This is a genomic window from Chryseobacterium sp. GTID13 (assembly GCF_056172655.1).
In genome coordinates this window covers 1601308-1624446 of sequence record NZ_JAOCMB010000005.1, presented here as the reverse complement: position 1 = coordinate 1624446, position 23139 = coordinate 1601308, and the positions used below count along the sequence as shown (strand labels likewise).

Genomic DNA, 23139 nt, shown 5'->3' with positions numbered 1-23139 from the left:
GTATTTGTTTATTTTCGCTGAAATATTCAGAATTCCAGTATAATTTGAAATATGATAGAAAACTATTTCCGAAGTTTTAATATATTCTCAGAAAATGAGATCCGGGATTTCCTACAGCTTTTTGAAGCCAGAAAAGTATATAAAAATGATTTTTTTGTGCAGGAAGGTGACAAATGCCGTGAAATAGCATTTATTGTATCCGGGATTTTTCGTTCCTATTATATTTCAGATACGGGAAAGGATATGACCTATTGTTTCAGGTTTCCCGATCAGCTTATGGCGGGTTATTCTTCTTTTATTTCAGATTGCCCAAGCAGAGAAAATATGCAGGCCATAACCGATGCCGATCTGATGGTTTTAAAAAAGGATGTTGTGGATAGTCTGGTAAAAGATGATCTAAACTGGACCAAGTTTTTAAAAATAATTGCAGAACAGGAATATCTAGAACTTGAAAAAGATTTTTTCAGCTCCAGAGAGACAGCGCAGCACAGCGGTATGAGGCTTTGCTTGGCCATCAGCCTGACTATGTTCAGAAAATTCCGCTGCAATACTTAGCTTCCTATTTAGGAATTACCCAAAGACACCTGAGCAGAATCAGGAAAGAAATTATCATATAACTCATCGAGAGGTAAAAAAACATATCTGAGATCTCCGTTTTAGACATTTGTCCTACACTACCGTAATGGGGCTCTATAATTTTGTAAAAAATATATGGAGCACAATATTCTGGTCGTTGGAGGGAACGGCCTTGTAGGGAAAACAATCATTCGCATTCTGAAATCAAGAAACCCGGATGTCAATATTTTTATTGGCGGAAGAAAAGGAGGGACAGGTAATCATCTTAAAATCAATGTAAACGATCCGGGTACTTTTCAAGTAATTAAGGAAAAGGAAATTGATCTGGTTATTCTTTCCGTGAATGATAAAGAAGACCATATTCTTCGTTTCGTTATAGAAAATAACATAGATTATCTGGATATCACAAAACCAACTCCCGATCTTGTAAAAGCCTATGCCATTGCAAAAAATAAAACCATCAGGAGCAGGATTGTATTCAGTTCCGGATGGATGGGAGGTATCGTCAATGGTCTGGTAAAAACGCTGGCTGGCAATATGCAGGATATTCAGGAGGTAAAACTTTTTGTGTATTATTCTGTAAAAGATCTTGCGGGAGAGAGTTCGGCTCACTTTATGGCTGAAAATGTGGCGAAGCCTTTCATCAGATATGAAAATAACCGGTCGGTTCCTATAAAACATTTTTTAGATTCGGAGGATTTTGATTTTTCTTTCGGGATCGGGAAAAGGGAAGCTTATAATTTTGATGTGCCGGATTTATATATCCTTAATCAGATTGAAAAAATTCCCAATGTGAGCGTTAAGATGACGTACAATTCAAAATTTATAACATGGCTTTTGGGTGCATTTCAAAAAATCAGGCTTTTTAATATCCTGTCTCTGAAAGAACGAAGAATGATTTTCGGATCAAGTGGGAACGGTGACCAAAGTGTATTTGAGATTATCATTAAAACTAAAAGTGGCAATGAAAAGTTAAGTTTACAAAGTGCAAGAGGTCAGGCTGAACTCACGGCCCTTTCTGCGGTACTTCATACGGAAGAACTCTTGAAAAAGCCCCATGAGAATAAGGTATATTTCAGTCATCAGCTGCATCAGCCTTCTTCTCTTCTGGAAAAGCTTAAGGCTTATGAAACCATTAATATAAAATCATCACGATGAAAAAAATAGCCGTTATCAACGGGCATCCCAATAAAAGTTCCTTCAATTTCGGAATTGCGGATGCCTACAGAAAAGGAGCTGAAAAATCAGGAGCAGAAGTCAGAGAAATTATAATAGCTGAACTGAATTTTGACCCTATTCTGCACTTCGGATACCAGAAAAGAATGGAGCTGGAACCCGACCTGTTGAATGCATGGGAAACGATACAATGGGCAGATCACCTGGTATGGATTCATCCGGTCTGGTGGGGAGGGATGCCTGCGCTGATGAAAGGGTTTATCGACAGGCTTTTTCTTCCTGGATTTGCTTACCGTTACAGGGAAAATTCGGTTTGGTGGGATAAGCTGCTGAAAGGTAAAACAGCTCATATCATCACAACCCTTGATCAGCCGGGATGGTATTACCGGCTTTTTTACGGAAGGCCTAGTATTAATCAGCTGAAAAAATCAACTCTGGAATTCTGCGGGGTAAAACCGGTAAAGATTACTTATGTGGGTATCATAAGAGGTTCTACAGAAATTCAGCGCTCGAAGTGGCTTCAAAAAGCAGAAGAATTAGGAAGGAAGCAAAAATAGACTTCAATTTCTGAGGATAAAGTGATGAAGCAACCTTTATTTAAAATCCCACAGATTTCACGAATGACACAGATTGTTTTTAAGAAAAAATTTAATCAACTTTAAAATAGTTATTCATTGAGATTGCTTCATTGTTTATCCTTTATTATTTTAAATTTTTACGCATCGAAAACCTTCAATCGGAAGCATAGACAATGTGTATAAAAGACTCCTTCAGAAATTAGTATGAAAAAGCGTAAATTTGCACCATGAATAACGATACGATTTGCGCACTGGCTACGGCCAATGGAGTAGGAGCTTTAGGAATTATCAGAGTTTCAGGGAACGATGCTTTACCGGTTGTTCAGAGAAGTTTTCCTTCCAAAAAACTGGAAAAGCAAAAGTCTCATACCATTCACTACGGTTATTTTATGGATGGTGAAGAAGCTATTGATGAAGTCATGCTTTCTATTTTTCTGGCTCCGAAAAGCTTTACGACAGAAAATTCTGTGGAAATAGCTTTTCACGGTTCACCGCATATCGGAAAACGTATTCTGGAAACGCTGACCAAAAATGGGGCTAGAATGGCAAAAGCGGGAGAATTTACCCTTCGTGCCTTCATCAACGGGAGAATAGACCTTTCGCAGGCAGAAGCGATTGCGGACGTCATTGCTTCCGAAAATGAAGCCTCAAGAAAAGTAGCGATCAATCAATTGAAAGGTGGAATTACCAATGAAATATCAATTTTAAGAACGGATCTTCTGAATTTCGTTTCCTGATCGAACTCGAGTTGGATTTTGCTGAAGAAGATGTGGAATTTGCAGACCGATCGGCTCTTAAAGGATTGCTGGATAAAATTGAGTTAAAATTAGAATCTCTTATTGAAAGTTTCCAATATGGAAATGCCATCAAAAACGGAACTGCGGTTGCCATCATCGGGAAACCGAATGCCGGAAAATCTACCCTGTTAAATGCTTTACTTAAGGAAGAAAGAGCTATTGTCAGCAATATTGCAGGAACAACAAGAGATACGATTGAAGAAGTGCTGCATATCAAGGGGCATGCATTCCGTCTGATTGATACAGCCGGGCTTCGTGAAACCCAGGATGAAATTGAGGCTATCGGAGTGAGAAAGGCCAAGGAAAAAGTAGATAACGCCAATATTCTGGTTTACCTTGCAGATGCTGCTACAGAAGATTATTCTGAGGATATTGAAATGATAAAATCTTTGCAGAGAGACGATCTGAAGCTGATCATCTGCGCTACAAAAATAGATGAGGTGCTTCCTCCAAAATATGAAGCAGTAGAAGATATTTTCAGAAAAGAAATTGAACAGGATTTTGATTTTATCAGGATATCTGCAGTGGAAAACCAAAATATCCAGGACCTTAAAAACGAACTCTCTTCCTACGTTGAACAGCTAAAGTCCCAGGAAAATAATGTGGTTATTACCAATCAAAGGCATTTTGAAGCTCTTCGTAAATCTTTAGAGGCAACCCATAAAGTGAAAGAAGCCATTTCTTTCCAGATTTCTACTGAGCTGCTTGCTTATGAACTAAGAAATGCCCTGGAGCATCTTGGTGAAATTTCAGGCGAAGTGACGAATGATGAGGTTCTGGGGAATATTTTTTCTAAGTTTTGTATCGGAAAGTAATTTATATTTGAGTAATAAACTCTAGTAGTTCAGGGATATAGAAAGATAGCTCTTTCAAACAAGTGATACTTCCAAAATTTAATCGTACCTGATGAATCTTTTGTTGTATGCAGTAATTATCTTCTTAAATACTCCCTTGCTTTAGCATTAGAGGGATTTATTTTTAAGCAATTGTCAAAATTTTTCATTGCTTCTTTTGAATTTTTTATACTTAAGTATACTTCCCCTAACTTGAGATATGCATTTTCACTCTCAGGATAAAGGAGAGTATTAAGTGTATAAATTTCAATTGCCTGTTTGGTTTTCTCTTGCTTCATCAAGTCATCTGCAACATCATTAACGAGCTTTTCGTTTATCCTGAATCTTGGAAAGTTTTGCTTTGCTTTATTGACAAGTTGCAGTAGCTCGCCGCTTGTCTCATGTGACATTTCATCTTGAATACCCCTTAAAGTCGCAGGATAAGTAAAAAGCTTGCCAACAATGTCATAAGCGACTTTAATTCCTGCATCATTGCCTTTGTTGCTTATTGCGATTATTGTAAAATTGCCAATTCGTTGTAAGGAAGTTGAGAAGTCAGTAACACCACCATCGTGATAGAAACGTGGGTTTTGTCCAATCGAACTGAGATCCCAGCCCAAGCCATAATTACTATTTGGTGCCTTTGTTAATATTTCCTTTCTAATTTTATCTTTGAATAAAACATCGGAATCAAATACGTTTGCCCATTTTAATAAATCATTTGCAGTTGAGTAAAGCCCACCAATCGCAAAAGAGTTGTCCATATTTATATTAAATGTGTTTACAAATAAACTGTCATTTACCTGATGATAACCAGATGCCCGATTTATAATCAAAGTCTCTTTTTTGTCGACCCCGGTATTTTTTAGTTGCAAAGGAATAAAAAAATTGTTCTGCAAATACTGTTCGAGAGGACTTCCAGACACTTTTTCAATGATAAGACCTAGCAAATAATATCCTGAATTATTGTAATTATATTTTTCCCCAGGTGCAGACTCTAATTGTTTTGTCCTAAAGAGATCGACAATTTCTTTCGATGTATGTTCCAATAGAAGGAAATTTCCTTTTGCTTCTGGCAAACCCGTAAAGCTAACGATCCCCGAGGTATGTGATAATAGTTGCCTTATAGTTATCTTTTCCCAAAATGCTGGACAATCATCTAAGTATTTGCAAATGGAAGCATCCAGATCAATTTTATTTTCCTGATATAATTTCGTAATGGCAGCAGCAGTAAATGTTTTACTCACTGAGCCAATTCGAAATTTAGTATCCAATGTATTTGGCACTTCTAGTTCGTAATTAGCCATGCCGTATGCTTTGGCAAAAACTTTTTTCCCATTATGGGAAACCAAAACAACACCACTAAAATTGTCAAATTTTACTGAAAAACCCATGTAGTTTTCTACCCATATGGCTATTTCCTTATCAGATAATTTAGAGCCGGTTTGAGATAAGGCAAAGCTGTTTAGCCCCAAAATTAAAAAAGCAATTAAAAATAACATCCTTCTCATCATTCTGAGTGAATTTTGCTGAGAGCTTATGTATCTGCATATAAATCTGCTCTCTTCGGATTCATTTAATATCCACGCTGTATTTTCTGTGTTAAGTGATTTGGTATCGTCAATTTCGGGATGTGCTAAACCGTTAGCAACCAACATAAGGAAAAATGAGGTCGTTTTAACCATGGTGTAATTTTGTTAGTTTTAAGTTATTAAATTACACTTTTTTATAATTTGTTCACTAATGGAAAAAGTTTAATATTGAATTTTATAATAGAACCTATAGTCAACTTTAAGACATACCAGGTCATAATAGAAGTTTTGATAAATTTATATGCAAAAACGTTTTGTTCGTTCTGCAACAGGATTTTAATAAGCACTTAAGAATCAGTACAATTCAGTTTCTGTATCGGAAGTAATGTAAATTAAATGCTGTAAATCAGTTAATTAAGTGGATTTACAAATTTACAACATACAATTAGAATCATAAAGCTTAATTCCGCAATTTTTGCTTCCCAATTTATAACTGAGGTTGAAATATTCCAAATTGTTATATTTGTACTTTGAAATAAGTTTTTGAATTAAAAAAACAATAAAGATATAGCGTTTCGCTTTAGATCCTGTTACGGAAATACGACCAATTTTTTTAAGTAACACCAGGAAGATAAAGTAGAGATGCCTGCAATTCTCGTGGGCATTCCTTTGCTTTGTGTTGCTGCCTTTGGTCGGGCTTCCGTAACATGCAAATGGAATTTAGCCCACGTTTTTATGTAAAGGTCCGATGAATAATGTTGGATATGATAACGGCTATTTATCCACAAAGCTTTGCTATTAAACTTTAAAAGTACCTTGGGATGAAAAATTTGATTTACTTCATATCTAATACTGTTTCTTATTTAGGGACTGATAAAGATACCTCGAGCACAGCCGATAATGATTCTATTATTATTTTGAATCAGTATATTTTTCTATTATGTCTTATATTTCTATTGCACGACATCTATAGTCTGATCTTTATAAGAGATCTGCCAACCAATATTCTGCTTTTTGCTATTTCGTGCGTATTTTTTCTTTGCCTCTTTATTCCCGTAGATATCAGGCTGAATAAATATTTTATTTCCTTTTTCTTTATGCTCCTAACCTCTGTGATCACTTATTATTCTTCTTTATGTGGAGCTGAAAGCGGAGTATTTCTTTTTTATTTCTCCTTAATCCCTGCATTACAAATTTTTTTTCGTGGAAAAAGCATAGATTCTTTATTTTATTCATACTGTTCTTTATTCTTTTACAGCTATATGTGTCGGCAAGCACAGGTTTTAAATTGGTGAATAATGGCAGTAAGTACATCAATTTCAGACATGCATTATTGTTGATGAATATCAGCTTTCTTTTGCTAAGCATGGCCCTTAATTCATTCTTTTTTTACAGAAAAATAAAAACCTATTATTTTATTTTAAATAGGGACGTGCATAAGAATATGCAGATCGATAATTTGAATCAGGAAGTTGTCCGGTTAAAAAGGCTATTAAATAAGGATGTATTTTCTGAAGAAACTTTAAAAGATCTTGTGGACTCGATCCAATTGAACGATACTGTCTTTCTTGAAAAATTTGAAGTATTTTTTCCTGGTCTTTTTGATAAAGTTCAAAAGATCAGCGAAAACCCTCTCACAGGTTCCGACCTTAAAATGTGCGCTATGCTCAAGTTGGGTTTTACAGCTAAACAAATTGCTATCTATACCAATTCTTCAATCAAGTCTGTAGAAGGAAAAATATACAGACTAAGAAAGAAATTGAATATCAGTACTGATGAGGATTCAAAGGCTTGGTTTATAGCATTATAGCTTATTTCTGGTGTTGTTCTGAAACCCCTCGATTTTCCCCGCGAGTGTTTTCGAGGTCAGAATTTTCTGCTTTTTTTTTGATTTTATGTCTTTTTGCATACTTAAAACTGATACCACAAGTTCAGTCTGAGGATCTAAAAAGCAAATGATGAGAAAAGGGTGCAGAAGAGTCAAGAAAATTATTTTTCTTTTTACGAACAGTGTAGTAACACTGTTCGGACTTATCTGCTATTTCTTCCCGGTTTTCCTCACTGCACAGGTTTATATTTCAGATAATGTACAATTAAATGTTAGCGAGCATACTCAATTCTATACCGGAGGAGAAATAATTAAATCTGAAAAAGTATTTGTAGCGGACGAGGCTACCGTCATAGGTGGGTTTAGCAGAGAGAAAAAACATATTCGCTCAGCCCGGATCACGAAAAAGGAAAGATCGATAGCCCGGAATCCAAAGAAAAGGGAAAAGAAGAAAGAAAAAATAGTTTCTAAACAAAATAGTCCTCGTTTTACATTCCACATCATTCCGGAAGAGCCCGGCTTATTTATGGTCAGTATCTCTAAGCGATGTTCATTTAGCATTCCAGGTGTTTATGTTTATAAAAATATCTATGCAGGTGGTCCGCTTCGAAATATAATAGCATACTTTTTTTCAAAAGAAAAGAAAATCACTTATGTATTTTATCGCTCGACAGAAAACTACTGGAAGGTGCATACTGAACGTGGGCCGCCATTAAATAGACATATTTAAAATGTTATTTACCCTATGTAGCTTCTGACAGCTCCTGAAGCGGGTGATGCAAAAACACAATCAAATTTAAACACAAACTTATGCATAAAACTTTATACGGTAAGCTTACTATGCTTTGCCTGCTTACTTTTTTACCCGTTTCTGTATTTTCACAGACCAACTATTATGTAAAATCGGGAGGAACCGGCAGTGGTACTTCCTGGGATAACCCTTTGGGAGCCATACCTGTTCTTGGTCAAATACTGAATAATGTTCATATTTATGTTGCTGAAGGTGATTATAATTTAGGAACAACCACTTATTCCTATACAGGGAATGATGTTCTTTTTCAGGGTGGGTTTCCAGCTGATGCCACAGGAACAGACCTCACAGGATACAACCCGGAAATGTATATTTCCAGGATTATCAAACCTGCTAATGACGGACTATTTGCCATTGGAACCACATCTGCCACTTTTAATGTAAATAAATTGACTATAAAAGGAATTTATTATACTAACACAGGAACCGGAAGTGCCGGTAATTTTTTCTCTGCTGGTGTAAATGGAAATTATCAGTTAAAAATTGAAGACTGCACGGTTCACGATGCAACAGCGACTGCCGGTTTTATAAGAACAGATACATTCACTTCTACAACTACGCCGGTTACCCAATGGATACACAACAACAAGTTTTACCGTAATACAATGGGAAGCACAGGTGTTATTGCTTATTCTGTAGTTAATGGAAATATTAAAGTTGTCTTCAGCAATAATTTAATTGGAGAAGGTAACTCAACCGATGGAACAGGATTTTATGCGACAACTGCCGGAAGTACAGCTACAAGCCAGGCACGCTTTTATATTATCGGGAATATATTTTCATGCGGAACGGCCAACTCTACAACCGGAGGGATTTATTTTACAACAGCCGGAAATCTTGTTGCTAAAAACAATGTTTTCCTCGGTGTAAGAGGAACGAATTATGGTGGAGCAATATTCCTGACAGCATCAAGAGGATTCCAAATCGATAGCAATTATTTTATACAAAACTACACCAGTAATACAACCGTAGGTGCCGGGGGAGCTATAGCCATTGAAGGTGCCATTGACGTTGGGAGTATGATCACCACCAATTATATCAAGAATAATTTCTTTTTTGAGAATAAGGTCAATACATCAACTAATGGGGGTAGCGCAATTTCCCTTGCAACAGCAACAGCGAGTACGACAGCAACGGGAGCGGTTGACATTACCGGGAACATATTTGCTTATAATTCAGCTCTTGCAGGTACGGGCACAAACCGTCAGGCAACTATCCAAACCCGCGGAAATAATATAGGAAATATTTCCAATAATGTATTTTATGGTAACCGTAACAGTGGCGGAGATCAGGATATTTACGCGGAGATAAGGGCTACTAATGCTTCTAATATAACAGGAGTTATTGACAATAATAAATTCCAGCTGCCCAATGCAGTAGCCTATACCGGAAACAATCTGCAACTGAAAATAGTCGCAGGTACAGGAAATACCTTCGGTACAACCAAAGCAGACATCGCAGACGTCAATGCAGGCGATTTTACAATCGATTGTTATACAGGAAGTGTGGGCTGTTTCAAAATAGACGACAGTGATGCCGCTACGGCAAAAATCTCAAAAATAGGCATATCCACCTTCAAATCCCAATCAAAAAGCTGGCCTCAAAAAGATATGGATGGCAATGATATTAATAGTGGTATTATGGTCTTAGATTCAAATACAAAACCATTGGTAGTTACAAGAGTAAAGAACCCTGCTAAAACACTCGGAACAGATGCATCATTGAAAGGAGCTGTGGCTTATGACACTGAAAGAAAATGTCTGATGCTCTTTGATGGTGACAAATGGGACTGCCTTGCCAAAGGCTGTGACAAGTCTATCTATGACGTCCTGGAAAGTATAAAAGCACAATTGGGAACCCCTTAAAAACTTAATAGTTATGAAAAAAATAATAGCATCAATATTGGTTACTGCAAGTTTTTCAGTAAAATCCCAGGTCATCATCGGTGATAATGCGGGCTCAGTACCGGCAAACAGCAATGCCATCTTGTCCTTTTCCTCAGAAAATATGGGAATTGTACTTCCTATCATCAATTCTGCAACGGAAACCGCATCATCCAACAATGTAGTGAGAGTTCCGGGAACGCTTTACGTCAGCCGTGCGGATAAACAGATAAAAGTTTATATGTTACCAACCACCCAAAACAGCACAGGGCTTTTACCCCTTACTCCAACGTTACCGGCAGCAGTTACTTTGCCTACCGCCAATACTGCAGCAGAATCCACACAAAATGCAGGAGTCATCATCGGGGCACAAACAACCAGCCAAAAAGGAATTCTTGTTTTGGAAAATGACAAGAAAACACTCGTTATGCCTTCGATTGGTACAAGAACTAATCCCCCTCATAAAGCTATAAAATCTCCATATATAGGTACAATAGGTTTCGCAGAAACCGATAATGTAGTTTTTCCGACCACAAAACCCAGTAAAAAGCTTTTATGGGTTTTTAACGGAGGGAATAAGAGCATTAACGGTGCCGGGCAGTGGCACTTATGGAGAGCCGGAGCTGAATTGCCACCAACCGGAGTTATAGACCAGAATTACCTGGATAATTTACCATAAAGGATGATTGTATTGATAAAGCCGGAAGCCTGACCAGCCCTTTGTTACAGAACGCGGAAGACTTTAATTAATCTATTTCTGCGTTTCTGTAACTTTTATTCTGTTCCTGATAACCGAATAGTTGCAGTTCATCGATCCGGTAATTTTTTTGAAAAATAAAATAGATAACCATGTCAATTAATCATGATAGATAGCTGACATTTATTTTGAAAGAATATAGCCAATAACAAGTCTGATCCAAGACCAGTTTTGTATAGAATAACATAAAAATAATTATAATGGGGTTTGCTAAAAAATGCTCTGTTGACTTAAAATAATGGAGTTCCTTTTATTTAAGACCACTATGATGAAAAAGAAGAAATATTAATGGACAATTATAAGAATATTCATCTAGGAAGCTTGATCAAACAAGCTATTGAACATCAGGAAATAGAAATGTTCCGTATTTGTAATTTTTTCAAATGTTCTGAAAACGAAGTAATAGAAATGTGTCAACAGGAAAGCCTCCCTACAGATGTTCTGCTGAGATGGAGTAAATTATTGGAATATGATTTTTTCCGGCTGTACAGTCAGCATTTGATTCTTTATTCACCTCCGGCTCGTAATAATCAGTCTGAGAGCCCGAAGAGCAAATCAAACAAACTACATCGTTTCCGCAAAAATATCTATACCAAAGAGATCATAGATTTCATTTTAGAGCAAATTAGTACAGGAAAAATGACCCGGGCACAGATAATAGAAAAATATAAAATCCCAAAATCAACGCTTTATAAGTGGATCAGTAAATACTAACATCTGGTTACAATCATAAATAACCTGATTCTTTTTTAAGATTAATCTGTTATAAAACAGGCTCATACAATATTTTTTAACAAGTTACAGTATGGAAAATAAACTCAATACACCAGATTATAAACAAATATTTATAGATATTATAGAACAGAAGTTTCCGGATAAAAACGATGAGTATGTTTCTGTTTTAAACAAAGAAAAATTCTCTGTTATGGACATCATTGAGATCAACAAAAAGATATTCGGAACTAACGAACAGAATTTGATATTTAACCAGAAACAACGTTCCTACAGCAAATCTGATATTCTTAAAATTTTGGATTATCAAAAAAAGAACCGATTAAACAATACCAAACTGGCGATGCATTTTAAATTAAGCAGGAATACGGTTGCTAAATGGAAGAAAACGTTTTTAGTATAATATTAAAGGCAATGTTTCTGTGCTTCTTATTCGTTTTCCAATATAATAAACGGGTTCACACTGATCTCAATCATCAGATTTTCAAAGTAAAAATAAAATCCGAAAGTATTCCGCATTTTTTTAGGAACGCCTTCAATCCTTAGATATGGTTCATCTTTAATCTTATGATAGATTTGGTGTACAGCATTTTCATCTTCCTGATAAAATCCAATGTGAAAGTTTTTCGGATAATCCGGTATTTTTTCTTCATTGTTCATTACCTGTCCCCAGATTACCAATGCGAAATTTTTATTATTTTCCATAACGGCCATTTTACTATTGCGATTGGTAATCAGCTCAAAGCCTATATGTGTTGAGAATAGTTCAACAGCTTTATCTACATCTTTTACAACCAGATTAATGTGATTTAATTCCATTTTTTGAAGTATTTCATTTTTTACAAAACAAAATTACTTATCAGATAATGTTGTCAATTGGATAAATCGGTCATTATCATTTTTTCTAAGGATATTGGGTTTTGAACCGGAAAATTTCTTAACTGCTCTGATAAAGTGGGACTGGTCCGCATAGTTCAGTTCAGGATAAAAATTTCCTTTTTTTAGCTGCTTAAGTGAATTGCAGAATTTGATGATATCAATATAGGATTTTAAAGTTATTCCCAGCCATTTTCTAAAATACCGATTAATTCCTCTACTGTTCCATCCGATTTCTGATGCAATTGCTTCAACTTTAATTTCTCCCTTTGAGCGGTTGACCAGATCAAATAGTAATATTTTACGGTTATCGATTGGTCCAGTCAATACCGACTGTATGGTCCGGCATGCTTTCTTGTAGAAGGCGTCAAAATCCTGCATATCCTCTCTGCAGAATTCCATAAAACCTGGTGGCAGAATAATTTTTTGATTAAGGGAATCAGCAAATGAGCGCTTAAATACATATTCCGCAGCTGTAGGATAAAAACTTACGGCAAACATTACTGATTTAGGAAAAGGTTGTTTTAGTATCGGTTCATTACAAATACCGCTTATAAAAATTTCGAATTGGCCCTCCTGATCCAAAAAAGAAAAAGATCGATCTTTCCGTCCGGAAGAACAATTGCTTCCACGCTTTCTTCAGAATGATTTCGTACCATCCATATGCTTTCAATAAGATGGCTTAAACATTCTTGCGGCGGCAAAGAGATATATTCCAGTTCAGTTTTCAAATGACACGATAAAATATATTAACAATTATCTTTTTCACTAACAAATATAGTGAATCTGCGAATCAGGTATATTTATTAAATAGTTTGTATTATATTGTTGATCAGTAGTTAATTTTTATTGCAAAGTCAGCTGGCTGCGAAGTGAACCTTTTTTTATCAAACGAATAATGTGAATGTAAATATAATGTTTCACTTCATTTTTTCTATTTTTAATGGCGTATAAAAAGGTGGATGTTATAAAAACCGTCCACCTTTCAATAAAGTCATAAAAATATACTTTCCAGAAGCTTAACTAGTTATTTCCAAACAATGCCTTTTTAAGAGCCAATGCTCCCTGCTCTGACGAAAACTTTACCGCTTCAATATGATCCAATGGGTTTAAAAGTCCATAATCATGGATAAATCCGTTATAAGTTTCAATCGTTGTCGGAACGCCGGCTTCATCCAGCTTTCTTGCGTATGCCAGACCTTCATCGAAGAGGATATCATTTTCGGCGAGCTGAACCAATGCAGGCGGAAGACCTTTAAGTTTTTCCAATGGTGCATTGAATGGGGTAGCATAGTATTCTTTACGTTTTTCAGGGTCCGGAAGATAATTATCCCACATCCATTTCATTAACGGAGCCGTAAGGAATCTTTCTTCTGCATATTTTTGCCACGATTCACGGGTAAAATCTGCGTCAGTCACCGGCCACAACAGCAGTTGGAATTTTATTTCCGGTCCGCCTTTATCTTTTGCCATCAGACAAAGAACTGCAGTCATATTTCCACCCACACTGTTTCCGGCTGCCGCCATATTTTTACCGTCAACACCAATTTCAGCACCATTTTCCGATACCCACTTTGTAGCGGCATATATTTGATTGATTGCTACCGGATACTGTGCCTCCGGAGAAGGAGTGTAATCAGTAAAAACTGCTGCTGCTCCGCTATGGACCACTAAATCCCTTACCAATCTTCTATGCGTCGGATAATCACCCAATATCCATCCGCCACCATGGGTAAACATGAATACCGGAAGGTTTTCGGAAGACGCATTGGCCGGTTTTACGATGTGGATGTTTACCGTAATTCCATCCTGTGTAATTTCTCTTTCATCTTCAACAATGCCGGAATAATCTACTTCAACGGAATTTTGAGCATCTACCAAAACCTGTCTGGCTTCCTGAGGAGTTAACGTTTCCAATGGTTTGCCGCCGCTATTATTTAAGCCCTTTAAAAATTCTCTGATGCCTGAAAGGATCTGCGGATCGTTTTCAGCTTTAATGTTGTTTGCCATAATGAATATGTTTATGATTTAAGAATGATTGTATGTCCTTTCGGATTATTTATTTTTTTCAAGTTCTTCAATAACCACCTTTGCCATTTCTTTTGAACTGAACGGGTTCTGGCCTGTAATCAGATTACCATCCACAACGACATTAGATGTCATAGGAATAAAGGCTTTTTTGAGATCGGCACCGCGCTCTTTAATGGCTGCCTCAAGATTGAATGGCACTTCCCGTTTTCGTCTGGCAATAGTTTCTTCAAACCAGTCAAAGCCGGTCATTGATTTTCCTTTGATCAGATATTCACCGTTACTAAGCTTTACATTCAATAATCCACCGACTCCATGACAGATTGCAGCAACCATTTTCCCACTTTCGTATTGTTTCCTGATGATTGGCTGGATATTCTCATCATCCGGAAAATCGTACATCGTACCATGGCCTCCGGCTAAATATACCAGATCATATTCTTGTTGACCAAGTTCAGATAAGCGCTTGCTATGGGCAAGCAATAACCGAAAGTCATTCTCATTCCAATATTGTTCAGAAATTTTATCCAGTGTAAAATACTTTAAGCTTTCAGGATCAATGGGAACGTTGCCACCTTGCGGACTTGCAATAGTAATATCATAACCTTTCTCTTTAGCAGCATGATAGATATGAGTAAGCTCACTAAGCCATAAACCTGTCTTCAGATTACCACTAGCATACATACCAATATTGGTTACTATAATTAAAATTTTCATCATGCCCATATTTTTTCTTTTGATATAACAAATTTGATAAGAAACCACCGACCGGGAGTAACTGAATTACGGGGAGTTGTAACCGAATCTCTGTATTTAAAAGTTTCCAGTAAAATAGAATAACTTAATTTAATGAGGATCTGAACTCTAATGGTGAAAGAGAGGTACGGCTTTTAAAAAGACGATGAAAAGACTGCGGATGCTCAAATCCAAGTTGATAGGCAATTTCAGAAACCGACATGGAGGTCGTGGAAAGTAATTCCTTTGCTTTTTCAAGCACCCTGTACTGGATATGTTGTTGCGTTGTTTGTCCTGTTTGCACTCTTAGCATATCGCTCAGATAATTGGCACTCAGATGCAGCTGTTCGGCAACGGAATGAACTGTGGGAATACCGTTGATAGTTAATTGGTCATTTTTGAAATAATCATCCAATAACGACTCCAGCTTTGAAAGAAGGTCACTATTTACTTTCTTTCTGGTCAGAAACTGGCGGTTATAATACCGGTCGCAATACTTTAACAGCAGATCAAGATTTGAAACCAGCAGGTCTTGTGAGAAGGTGTCCATGTTCCCATCTATTTCGCCTCCTATGTTATCGATTATATCAAAAATTGTTTTCTCTTCTTTTTCAGAAAGATACAATGCTTCATTCGCAGTATAGGAAAAATAGCCGTATTCTTTAATCTCGGATGCCAGTGCATATCCATGCAGGAAATCCGGATGTACCACCAGGACAAAACCTTTTACTCCGTTCAGAAGAATATCTTCAAACTGAAGGACCTGATGTGGGGCAGTAAAATACATAATTCCTTCATCAAAATCATAGTATTGCTGGCCATATCTGCACTTTCCCCCAGCACAGTCTTTCTTCAAGGCAATGGCATAAAAGTCTGTAATTATGGCACTGAGGATCGTTTCCGGTTCCAGTTTGACATCATCAAAATTAAATACACTGATCAGCGGATTCGCAGGTTTTTTCAAGCCTAAGAATTGATGAAGCATATTGATTGACGATATTTTCTCCGGAGTTTTCATATTCTGATTTTCGGATTTATACATGACTAATTTACTTATTTATTTTGTTCCCTGAAAGCTGTTCGTCTTTTATAATACCAATACCTTGTTTATACGTTGTGACCTGAAAATCGGGAAATTTCTTTCTGAATTTTGAATCATCAAATATATTTTCATGCTCATACCTGGGAAGAAGCTCCAGTAATTCCTTTACACTTTTGTTGAAAAATGAACCTATTTTAAACATCAATTTTGGTACTACGGAATATTTCAGATCTTTGCTGTAAATACCTGACGCAATTCCTATAAATTCTTTATAAGTGGGATGGCTTTTATCTACTGGAAGATGCCATGTCTGGCCGAATGCGTCGGGCGTGTTCCCGATCAAAGCAGTGGCTCGACTCGCATCAGGGGTCCATATCAGGCTTCTTTTCTTATTTGCGCTCAAAGGAACCTTCAGCTTTTTATTTTCTTTGATGTTATTAAAAATCAAGGTATTGGTAATGCTCTGAGTTTTACCGGGGCCATAAAATTCGGGGGCACGACAGATTACGGCTTCAAGTTCACCTGATTTAATTTCTTTCAGCACCATTTCAGCCATCTTTCTTCTGACTCTGCCTTTTCTTCCCACAGGCGCAAAAGCTGTTTCTTCTGTCAGAACACGGCCATCCTGGGGATACATATAGGTATTGTCGAAGAATACAAGTTTTGTTTTGTTCATCTTACAGGCATCAATCACGTTGCGGAGGATAAGCGGAAACTGTTTCTCCCAGAGATCTGAACTGATCGGAAGACCTAAGGTGAAATAGGCAATTTCGCTGCCTTTTACCGCTTCAATTGCTTTTTCACGAATTGACAAATCCGCAGAAAAGACTTCATCAGTATCATTTACTTTTTTTGCATCCCTGCTGACAATTCGTATAGATGAAGTAAAATTTCTCTTGAGCTCTTTTGCAAGCTCCTCGCCAATCTGTCCGTTGGCTCCTAATATTGTTTGCATATTGTAGTATTTTTTGAAACCGGCTGTATAAAGTTACATCACCTTTTTCAGCCAGTGCATTTTTTTATCTGTATAAGGAGGGTATTTCCAGTCCGGTTCACCCCAGTTTGTTTTTTCGATCACTGATTTCTGATGGGAGAATGTAAGAAAACCAAATTCGCCATGATAGTTTCCGATACCAGAGTTCCCGATACCTCCGAAAGGAAGATAATCGCTGGTAATGTGCATCAGGGTATCGTTGATACATCCACCACCGAAAGAAACCCATTTTAAAAGCTTATCTTTTTCTTCCTCATTATTACTAAACAAATAAGCGGCCAGGGGTTTTTCACCACCGATTATTTGATGAAGAACATTATCATAATCGCTATAGGTTATGACGGGTAAAACAGGACCAAATATTTCCTCCTGCATCACCGGGTCTTCCCAGGTTACACTATCCATGATGGTAGGTTCAATGTAAAGCGAATCAGCATTATATTTTCCTCCAAATATTACTTTTGACTCATCAACAAGGCCAAGAATACGATCAAAATTCCTTCTATTAATGATGCTTGTATAATGCTCCGCACCATCTGAATAATTGATTTCCTGAAGTTTTTCTTTAATCAATTGCAGGAGTTTTGGTTTTACAGATTCCTCTACCAGCAGATAATCCGGTGCAATACAGGTTTGTCCGCCATTTAGGAATTTTCCCCACACCAGCCTTTTTGCCGCAATATCAAGGCCTGCACTTTTTGTGACTATGGCAGGAGATTTTCCTCCAAGTTCCAATGTAACGGGAACCAGGTTTTTTGCAGCTGCCTCATAGACGATTTTCCCAACTTTTGGGCTCCCCGTGAAAAATATTTTATCAAACCGTAATTTTAAAAGCTCTGTTGTTTCAGAAATACCTCCCTGTACGACAAACAGATAGTTTGACGGGAAATGATCATTAATAAGATCCGCTAACAGATTCATCGTATTTTCCGGAAGTTCACTGGGCTTTATGATACAGGTATTTCCTGCTGCAATGGCGCTCACCATTGGGCTCAATGTCAGTTGATAGGGATAATTCCATGCCCCAATGACAAGTGTAACTCCTAAGGGATCGTAATGAATATAACTCTTTCCGGGTTGTAAACTCAGTGCTGTTTTAACTTTTTTAGGTTTGCTCAGCTTGTCCAGATTTTTAAGAAAAAATCTATTTCGTTGTATACCAGATTGAGTTCCGTCAGAAAGGTATCAAATTTTCCCTTGCGAAAATCTTTATAGATCGCGTCATAGAGCTGCTCTTCATTTGCTTTTAAAAGATTTTTTAGTTTTATCAGAGTTTCTTTGCGGAATGCAACATTTTTTGTCTGGTGCGAATTAAAAAACTCTTTTTGCGACTGAAATATTCCTGCAAAATCCATTGTAATAGTATTTAAAGATTCAACCGTTATTTTTTCGTGCCTTCTACCGGCTCAGGGGTATACAATGCAGCCTGAAATTCCGGCTGGTAATCGTATCTCATCAGCTTTCCCAAATCCAATGATTTAATGAATCTGGATAACGGACCCTCGGTTAGATTAAGTTTCACGTCTTCTTTCTTTTTACTGGTTGCTTTTTTCAGTGCCCGTACATCAGTATAGCCGTGGGTCAGTTTTCCGTTTTTATCCAGATTGATGAAATTGGAACGAACTATTTCAGGTTCTGTAGTCTCTATATCCAATTTCTTTCCACCTATCGAGAAATCCGGCTTACCTGATTCATCATAAAAAGTAAAATTTACAGAATCTCCTTTATCACTATAATCCATCGGGATCAGCCATTTAGGCAGGTTATATCCAACTACACCGCGAACTCTGGCAAGTTCTGTATCTACAGGAAGTTTTAAAACATATCCCCAAAGACTTTTATTTTTTATTTCTCCCAATAAAGAAAATACCCCCCAGTTTCCTGCATCTGGTTGGGTAGTGACAATGGAAATCGATAATTCGTTATAGGAATCATTATCACAGTAATGATAGGCATAAGCGGTTATGGCAATAAGACCTCTTCCAGGTGTGATGGAAATAGGTTTCACAATATCACGAACTTTGGCTGGAATAAGATTCTTCAAAGTTTTCATATCAGCGGTATAAATTGCCGTGATACTGCTGTTGCTGTAATAAAAGTTGGGAGAATACGTTGTAAATCCAACGTCTTTCCTCTGTTTTTGGATCGTTTTGAACCAGCTGAGATCAATATCCGGTCTTTCTTTTTCAATAACAGAAAGTGGCGGGTTTGAACGGAACCGATCATAAAGCCCATCCTTTAACACAGGAACCTGGTGTCCTGCAAGATCAATAATTGTCTGTTCAGGTTTGATAGTGTCCATAATTATCTGATTTTTTTGGTGTACAATTACAGTATTTGAATCAAAAGATTTTTGATAGGCAGCATTATCTAAACTGCCTGCTATCGCATGTGAGTACATACCTGCAAGCCCTGCTGTCATTAATATTTTAAAAATGTTCATCTTTTTTTATTTCTATGACAAAGTTCAGAACTATGAACACAAGGAAAGTAGCTGGATCAGGGTAAGTTGTAACAGAATCTCTGTTCTTACAAATCTAAATAACTCTGTTTGCTTTTTGTTTGTTTTATAATTTACTTAAGTTTGTAATAGTTTGTGGGATTCTGTTACCCATTATCCCTCGAAAAGTATAAATAAATGTTTATCAGGATAATTTACTTTTTTGTACCGGGAATAAATATATTTATTTAACCAAATCCATAAATAAACACTTTTGTATTTCTAAAGGCTAAAATAACAGCGATGTTTAAAAAGAAAAATATAATTACCATACAACATCCGGAATCCATTCATCATAAAAATGGTATGATTGGTTCCTGGACAGATTGGAAATTAACGGAAGCAGGAATTCAGCAAGCTGAAAATATTGCTGCCAATTTGAAATCGGAGTTTCAGAATACGAGCTTTTCATTGTATGCATCACCACTTAGCAGAACGCGCGAAACTGCTGAAATAATTGGAAAGAAAATAAATATAATTCCCCAATTCACTACGGCTCTAAAAGAAAGATATCTAGGAAGGGCGGTGGGCCAGTCCGTACTTTGGCTGAAAGAAAATATCGAGAACGAAGAATTAACTGTATACGATAAATGTTTTAGCGATGCTGAATCCAGATTTGATGTATGGCAAAGGTTGTGGACTTTCTATGAAAGCATTGTAGACAGTGAGGAAGAAAATATTATAATTGTCTCGCATGGAGACACCTTAAGTGTTTTTAATGTGATGTGGCTGGGTCTAAATGTGGAAATGCTCAATACAATTGATTTGTACGGAGTAAGTGGAGGAGTATCCTTTTTACAGCAGACAATTCATGGAAAAAGAATTATAAAGAAGATGAGCGATACGTCATATAAAATGATCAATGCACAAAAATTATTGTAAATCTAAAATAAATATTCAGCAAAACTTCAGAATTTTGAGTAAATCAAATACAACCAATGTTTGCCATTGGCAAACATTGGTTTACTAACATAATTAATATTAAACTTGATATTTTACGATCAATAGTCTATTACTTATTAAATAATCCTTTTTAATGAAATTCCGATAATAGTATTAGATGCTGCCGTGTTATAAGGGGAGTTGGTAGAATATGCTACAATTGACATCCTGTAATATTTTCCGTCAGGAAAAAGTATTTCCACAAGATCCTGCTCCATATATTCATTACTTGTAAATAACCAGTCATCTCCATCAATTTTTGTACTGTAATAATCAGGTAGGATAGTCATATTGGGAGAGTTTTGTAATGGATTGCTTGTAGACAATGTGGCAAAAGACATAATAATATTAGAATTGGTAGTGTTAAAAAATCTTGGTCTTAAAATACTATCATCACCACCCAAAACATCAATCCTTATTCCTTCAAAAAAGGAAGTTCAGAAACATTCACGAATTCAGAAAGAGCTTTTCTTGCTATTGTTCCTACATCTGAAGCATTTCTTCCGGTCATTTGTTTTTTATTCGTATTTCCTGAGCTGTTTTGGAAGGTTCCCGGTACTACAAACCGATACCCTCTTTCTTCTCCCACCTGGAAATTTCCGCTACCATCAGCAATACTTAATCTTGTCCACTTACTGCCATCCCAGTAATAATATCCTTTAGTTGATAAACTTCCTGCGCCAGTATTAAAAACCAAAAGTCCTGTGGCCGGATTCGGAATAGTTACAATATCTGTCACGGAGTTAAGATTTATCCTTGGAGGCAAAAAACCTTTGTTGGAAGCTTTTAAATCTAATATAGCCGACTGATCGGGACTGGCTGTCCCTATCCCTACACCTTGTCCAAACAGGGCTGCCCCTGTTAAAGAGGTTACTAAAAACAATATTTTTCTCATTTGTATTTTTTAGAATGCAAATTTCAATAATCTAAAAAATCAGAATATCTGCAAAAAGCCCAAATGAGTATTGTTAATAAGTTCAATCATCTTATATAGCCATGTTTACCACTGATAATGATGAGCAGCCATTATTAAAACGTAAGTAATAAAGGTGAATTATAGGATTTTGGAACCCATTGCCACTGATCCTGAAATCTGTCAATGTATCCTATTCCCGGCCATGGAAGGTGGGATGCGCAAAACATAATGTTTTGCTCATGGCATTGTTCCAGTATATTCTTTCGGGTGTTGATGCCCATTAAAAAATCAGCATCCCATTGCGTACCCCAGGCCGGATTTGAGATCAGCAACGGACTGTGTACCACATCCACCAGATGCGTAATAAGCAGTTTGCCTGAGTAAACCGTAAATATGATGTGTCCAGGGGTATGTCCCGGAGCTGCCTGAGTTTTAATACAGGAGAATAACTCATCACCTGCATCGAATATTTCTAAACGGGAGGTAATAGCACCTAATATTTGCTTAACCATGGAAATAGAATTATGACCCAACTCTGGTCTCCGGCTTCTGGAAAAGTCTGGCTGCTGTTTAAACCAGAATTCCAGCTCGGTTCGTGAAATATAGAACCTTGCATTCGGAAATACCCAATTACCCTCTTTGGTTAATATGCCTCCAATGTGATCACGGTGGGCATGGGTAATCAATACATCGGAAATATCGCCTGCTCTGAATCCGGCACTTTCCAGGCTATATAATAATTTGCCTGCATTTTTTTTATCATAAAAGCCTTCTCCTGTATCTACAAGTATGAGTTGTTCATTTTTCCGGATAAGCATTACATTAATAGGTGCTTCGTAAGCATCCGAAGGTAAATGAAGCCGCTTTAGCTCTTGTTGGATTTCTATAGGGGTTGCATCAGTAGCAATAATAGGCTGGTAAGATCCGATATCAAAATATCCATCGGAAAGAATGTAGATTTCTAATTCGTTGAATGGGATCTTAAGATAACCGTGCGCGGTATTTGAATTCATAGATTTATGGCAGGTACTAATGAAATTGTTTTTATCAATGATTTCCTTGTATTGTTCTTTCAATGTTATCTTCCTGTCGCTTTATCACCCCTCAAAGTCATGACAGTGCTTGTTACCACAGCAGCTTTTTTGCCGTCACTTCGAAAAATCTCACATAAATAATGACTTAAGTTTTTTCCACTGTGTAAGGGTGATGCTTTTGCAGTGAGCACATTATCGAAAACCGGTCTGTAAAAATTGATTTTCAATTCTACGGATGTAAAAGTTTCGCCTTCCGTAATAACGGTTGAATGTGCTGTACCGATTGCTGCGTCTGCCAATTCGCAAAGCAGGCCTCCATGAATGGTTCCCTGCTGGTTACTGTGTTTTTCCTTTGTTGTATTGATCTGTACAGTTGCTGTACCTGAACCGACTTCTATAATGTTTATGCCCAATGTCTTCGATATCTGTGTCGGGTAATTCATATGGGTATACATGCCGTCGGTAATTTCTCCTTTGATCATCTTATTCAGGTACTCCAGTATTGATAGTTTTGTCATAGGTATTATTCTGGTTATTTGCTAAGAAGTTTAGATCTTGGTATCTGTTGC

General features: G+C 36.9%; 21 protein-coding genes and 3 pseudogenes. 11 read left to right on the top strand and 13 right to left on the bottom strand.

Annotated elements, in window-relative coordinates:
* Positions 1–51 precede the first annotated feature (51 nt).
* The 4 genes and pseudogenes from N4G44_RS14025 (at position 52) to mnmE (ending at position 3942) form a co-directional block, all read left to right on the top strand.
* Positions 52–617 (top strand): annotated as a pseudogene (locus N4G44_RS14025) (Crp/Fnr family transcriptional regulator).
* A 94-nt stretch (positions 618–711) separates the two neighbouring features.
* The gene (locus N4G44_RS14020) at positions 712–1734 is read left to right on the top strand and encodes a saccharopine dehydrogenase family protein (RefSeq protein WP_474927783.1); all 1023 of its coding nucleotides are present in this window, start codon (positions 712–714) and stop codon (positions 1732–1734) included.
* Positions 1731–2309, top strand: a complete 579-nt coding sequence (locus N4G44_RS14015) for an NAD(P)H-dependent oxidoreductase (RefSeq protein WP_474927781.1) — start codon at positions 1731–1733, stop codon at positions 2307–2309. The genes N4G44_RS14020 and N4G44_RS14015 overlap by 4 nt, the downstream gene beginning before the upstream one ends.
* A gap of 248 nt (positions 2310–2557) precedes the next feature.
* Positions 2558–3942, top strand: a pseudogene (gene mnmE, locus N4G44_RS14010) (tRNA uridine-5-carboxymethylaminomethyl(34) synthesis GTPase MnmE).
* Positions 3943–4058: 116 nt separating this feature from the next.
* Here the strand turns inward: mnmE and N4G44_RS14005 are convergent.
* The gene (locus N4G44_RS14005) at positions 4059–5645 is read right to left on the bottom strand and encodes a serine hydrolase (protein WP_474927780.1); all 1587 of its coding nucleotides are present in this window, start codon (positions 5643–5645) and stop codon (positions 4059–4061) included.
* A 1111-nt stretch (positions 5646–6756) separates the two neighbouring features.
* Here N4G44_RS14005 and N4G44_RS14000 point away from each other — a divergent pair.
* The 6 genes from N4G44_RS14000 (at position 6757) to N4G44_RS13975 (ending at position 11906) form a co-directional block, all read left to right on the top strand.
* Positions 6757–7302, top strand: a complete 546-nt coding sequence (locus N4G44_RS14000) for a helix-turn-helix transcriptional regulator (RefSeq protein ID WP_474927778.1) — start codon at positions 6757–6759, stop codon at positions 7300–7302.
* 145 nt (positions 7303–7447) lie between these two features.
* Positions 7448–8050, top strand: a complete 603-nt coding sequence (locus tag N4G44_RS13995) for a hypothetical protein (protein ID WP_474927775.1) — start codon at positions 7448–7450, stop codon at positions 8048–8050.
* A gap of 80 nt (positions 8051–8130) precedes the next feature.
* Positions 8131–9996: an autotransporter outer membrane beta-barrel domain-containing protein gene (locus tag N4G44_RS13990; protein WP_474927773.1), complete on the top strand. Its 1866-nt coding sequence runs from the start codon at positions 8131–8133 to the stop codon at positions 9994–9996.
* A 13-nt stretch (positions 9997–10009) separates the two neighbouring features.
* A complete protein-coding gene (locus N4G44_RS13985; protein WP_474927771.1) occupies positions 10010–10693 on the top strand; it encodes a hypothetical protein in 684 nt (227 codons plus the stop codon).
* A gap of 366 nt (positions 10694–11059) precedes the next feature.
* On the top strand, positions 11060–11485 hold the full coding sequence (locus N4G44_RS13980; RefSeq protein ID WP_474927770.1) for a transposase: 426 nt from the start codon (positions 11060–11062) through the stop codon (positions 11483–11485).
* A 91-nt stretch (positions 11486–11576) separates the two neighbouring features.
* Positions 11577–11906 carry a helix-turn-helix domain-containing protein gene (locus N4G44_RS13975; protein WP_474927768.1) on the top strand — a complete coding sequence of 110 codons (330 nt, stop codon included), beginning with the start codon at positions 11577–11579 and terminating at the stop codon, positions 11904–11906.
* A 26-nt stretch (positions 11907–11932) separates the two neighbouring features.
* Here N4G44_RS13975 and N4G44_RS13970 read toward each other — a convergent pair whose 3' ends face one another.
* The 8 genes and pseudogenes from N4G44_RS13970 to N4G44_RS13935 all read right to left on the bottom strand — a co-directional run bounded on the left by N4G44_RS13970 (position 11933) and on the right by N4G44_RS13935 (position 19480).
* Positions 11933–12322, bottom strand: a complete 390-nt coding sequence (locus N4G44_RS13970) for a VOC family protein (RefSeq protein WP_474927767.1) — start codon at positions 12320–12322, stop codon at positions 11933–11935.
* A gap of 33 nt (positions 12323–12355) precedes the next feature.
* A complete protein-coding gene (locus N4G44_RS13965) occupies positions 12356–12880 on the bottom strand; it encodes a helix-turn-helix domain-containing protein (RefSeq protein WP_474927766.1) in 525 nt (174 codons plus the stop codon).
* 522 nt (positions 12881–13402) lie between these two features.
* Positions 13403–14389 carry an alpha/beta hydrolase gene (locus N4G44_RS13960; protein ID WP_474927764.1) on the bottom strand — a complete coding sequence of 329 codons (987 nt, stop codon included), beginning with the start codon at positions 14387–14389 and terminating at the stop codon, positions 13403–13405.
* A 45-nt stretch (positions 14390–14434) separates the two neighbouring features.
* Positions 14435–15127 (bottom strand): type 1 glutamine amidotransferase domain-containing protein, encoded by a 693-nt coding sequence (locus tag N4G44_RS13955; RefSeq protein ID WP_474927763.1) that lies wholly within the window; start codon positions 15125–15127, stop codon positions 14435–14437.
* Between the two features lie 121 nt (positions 15128–15248).
* Positions 15249–16160 (bottom strand): helix-turn-helix domain-containing protein, encoded by a 912-nt coding sequence (locus N4G44_RS13950; RefSeq protein ID WP_474927762.1) that lies wholly within the window; start codon positions 16158–16160, stop codon positions 15249–15251.
* A gap of 31 nt (positions 16161–16191) precedes the next feature.
* On the bottom strand, positions 16192–17139 hold the full coding sequence (locus tag N4G44_RS13945; RefSeq protein WP_474927761.1) for an NAD-dependent epimerase/dehydratase family protein: 948 nt from the start codon (positions 17137–17139) through the stop codon (positions 16192–16194).
* Between the two features lie 33 nt (positions 17140–17172).
* Positions 17173–18533 (bottom strand): annotated as a pseudogene (locus tag N4G44_RS13940) (aldehyde dehydrogenase).
* 26 nt (positions 18534–18559) lie between these two features.
* Positions 18560–19480 carry an acetoacetate decarboxylase (ADC) gene (locus N4G44_RS13935; protein WP_474927759.1) on the bottom strand — a complete coding sequence of 307 codons (921 nt, stop codon included), beginning with the start codon at positions 19478–19480 and terminating at the stop codon, positions 18560–18562.
* 441 nt (positions 19481–19921) lie between these two features.
* Here N4G44_RS13935 and N4G44_RS13930 point away from each other — a divergent pair, with 441 nt between their 5' ends.
* Positions 19922–20560 carry a histidine phosphatase family protein gene (locus tag N4G44_RS13930; protein WP_474927758.1) on the top strand — a complete coding sequence of 213 codons (639 nt, stop codon included), beginning with the start codon at positions 19922–19924 and terminating at the stop codon, positions 20558–20560.
* Between the two features lie 137 nt (positions 20561–20697).
* On the opposite strand, the gene N4G44_RS13925 is transcribed toward N4G44_RS13930, so the two are convergent.
* The 4 genes from N4G44_RS13925 to N4G44_RS13910 form a co-directional block, all read right to left on the bottom strand.
* On the bottom strand, positions 20698–20910 hold the full coding sequence (locus N4G44_RS13925) for a hypothetical protein (RefSeq protein ID WP_474927757.1): 213 nt from the start codon (positions 20908–20910) through the stop codon (positions 20698–20700).
* Between the two features lie 125 nt (positions 20911–21035).
* Positions 21036–21515 carry a hypothetical protein gene (locus N4G44_RS13920; RefSeq protein WP_474927755.1) on the bottom strand — a complete coding sequence of 160 codons (480 nt, stop codon included), beginning with the start codon at positions 21513–21515 and terminating at the stop codon, positions 21036–21038.
* Positions 21516–21649: 134 nt separating this feature from the next.
* Positions 21650–22549 (bottom strand): MBL fold metallo-hydrolase, encoded by a 900-nt coding sequence (locus tag N4G44_RS13915; RefSeq protein ID WP_474927754.1) that lies wholly within the window; start codon positions 22547–22549, stop codon positions 21650–21652.
* A gap of 65 nt (positions 22550–22614) precedes the next feature.
* Positions 22615–23088, bottom strand: coding sequence for a PaaI family thioesterase (locus N4G44_RS13910; protein WP_474927752.1), 474 nt, complete (start codon positions 23086–23088; stop codon positions 22615–22617).
* Between the last annotated feature and the right edge of the window lie 51 nt (positions 23089–23139).

Bases quoted from the DNA above. Each gene is read 5' to 3' on its own strand.
- N4G44_RS13950 (WP_474927762.1), bottom strand. From the start codon at position 16,160: ATGAAAACTCCGGAGAAAATATCGTCAATCAATATGCTTCATCAATTC.
- N4G44_RS13915 (WP_474927754.1), bottom strand. From the start codon at position 22,549: ATGAATTCAAATACCGCGCACGGTTATCTTAAGATCCCATTCAACGAA.
- N4G44_RS14015 (WP_474927781.1), top strand. From the start codon at position 1,731: ATGAAAAAAATAGCCGTTATCAACGGGCATCCCAATAAAAGTTCCTTC.
- N4G44_RS13965 (WP_474927766.1), bottom strand. From the start codon at position 12,880: ATGTTTGCCGTAAGTTTTTATCCTACAGCTGCGGAATATGTATTTAAG.
- N4G44_RS13970 (WP_474927767.1), bottom strand. From the start codon at position 12,322: ATGGAATTAAATCACATTAATCTGGTTGTAAAAGATGTAGATAAAGCT.
- N4G44_RS13930 (WP_474927758.1), top strand. From the start codon at position 19,922: ATGTTTAAAAAGAAAAATATAATTACCATACAACATCCGGAATCCATT.
- N4G44_RS13990 (WP_474927773.1), top strand. From the start codon at position 8,131: ATGCATAAAACTTTATACGGTAAGCTTACTATGCTTTGCCTGCTTACT.
- N4G44_RS13925 (WP_474927757.1), bottom strand. From the start codon at position 20,910: ATGACTATCCTACCTGATTATTACAGTACAAAAATTGATGGAGATGAC.
- N4G44_RS13985 (WP_474927771.1), top strand. From the start codon at position 10,010: ATGAAAAAAATAATAGCATCAATATTGGTTACTGCAAGTTTTTCAGTA.
- N4G44_RS13995 (WP_474927775.1), top strand. From the start codon at position 7,448: ATGATGAGAAAAGGGTGCAGAAGAGTCAAGAAAATTATTTTTCTTTTT.
- N4G44_RS13935 (WP_474927759.1), bottom strand. From the start codon at position 19,480: ATGGACACTATCAAACCTGAACAGACAATTATTGATCTTGCAGGACAC.
- N4G44_RS13945 (WP_474927761.1), bottom strand. From the start codon at position 17,139: ATGCAAACAATATTAGGAGCCAACGGACAGATTGGCGAGGAGCTTGCA.
- N4G44_RS13955 (WP_474927763.1), bottom strand. From the start codon at position 15,127: ATGATGAAAATTTTAATTATAGTAACCAATATTGGTATGTATGCTAGT.
- N4G44_RS13975 (WP_474927768.1), top strand. From the start codon at position 11,577: ATGGAAAATAAACTCAATACACCAGATTATAAACAAATATTTATAGAT.
- N4G44_RS14020 (WP_474927783.1), top strand. From the start codon at position 712: ATGGAGCACAATATTCTGGTCGTTGGAGGGAACGGCCTTGTAGGGAAA.
- N4G44_RS13980 (WP_474927770.1), top strand. From the start codon at position 11,060: ATGGACAATTATAAGAATATTCATCTAGGAAGCTTGATCAAACAAGCT.
- N4G44_RS14005 (WP_474927780.1), bottom strand. From the start codon at position 5,645: ATGGTTAAAACGACCTCATTTTTCCTTATGTTGGTTGCTAACGGTTTA.
- N4G44_RS13920 (WP_474927755.1), bottom strand. From the start codon at position 21,515: ATGAGAAAAATATTGTTTTTAGTAACCTCTTTAACAGGGGCAGCCCTG.
- N4G44_RS13910 (WP_474927752.1), bottom strand. From the start codon at position 23,088: ATGACAAAACTATCAATACTGGAGTACCTGAATAAGATGATCAAAGGA.
- N4G44_RS13960 (WP_474927764.1), bottom strand. From the start codon at position 14,389: ATGGCAAACAACATTAAAGCTGAAAACGATCCGCAGATCCTTTCAGGC.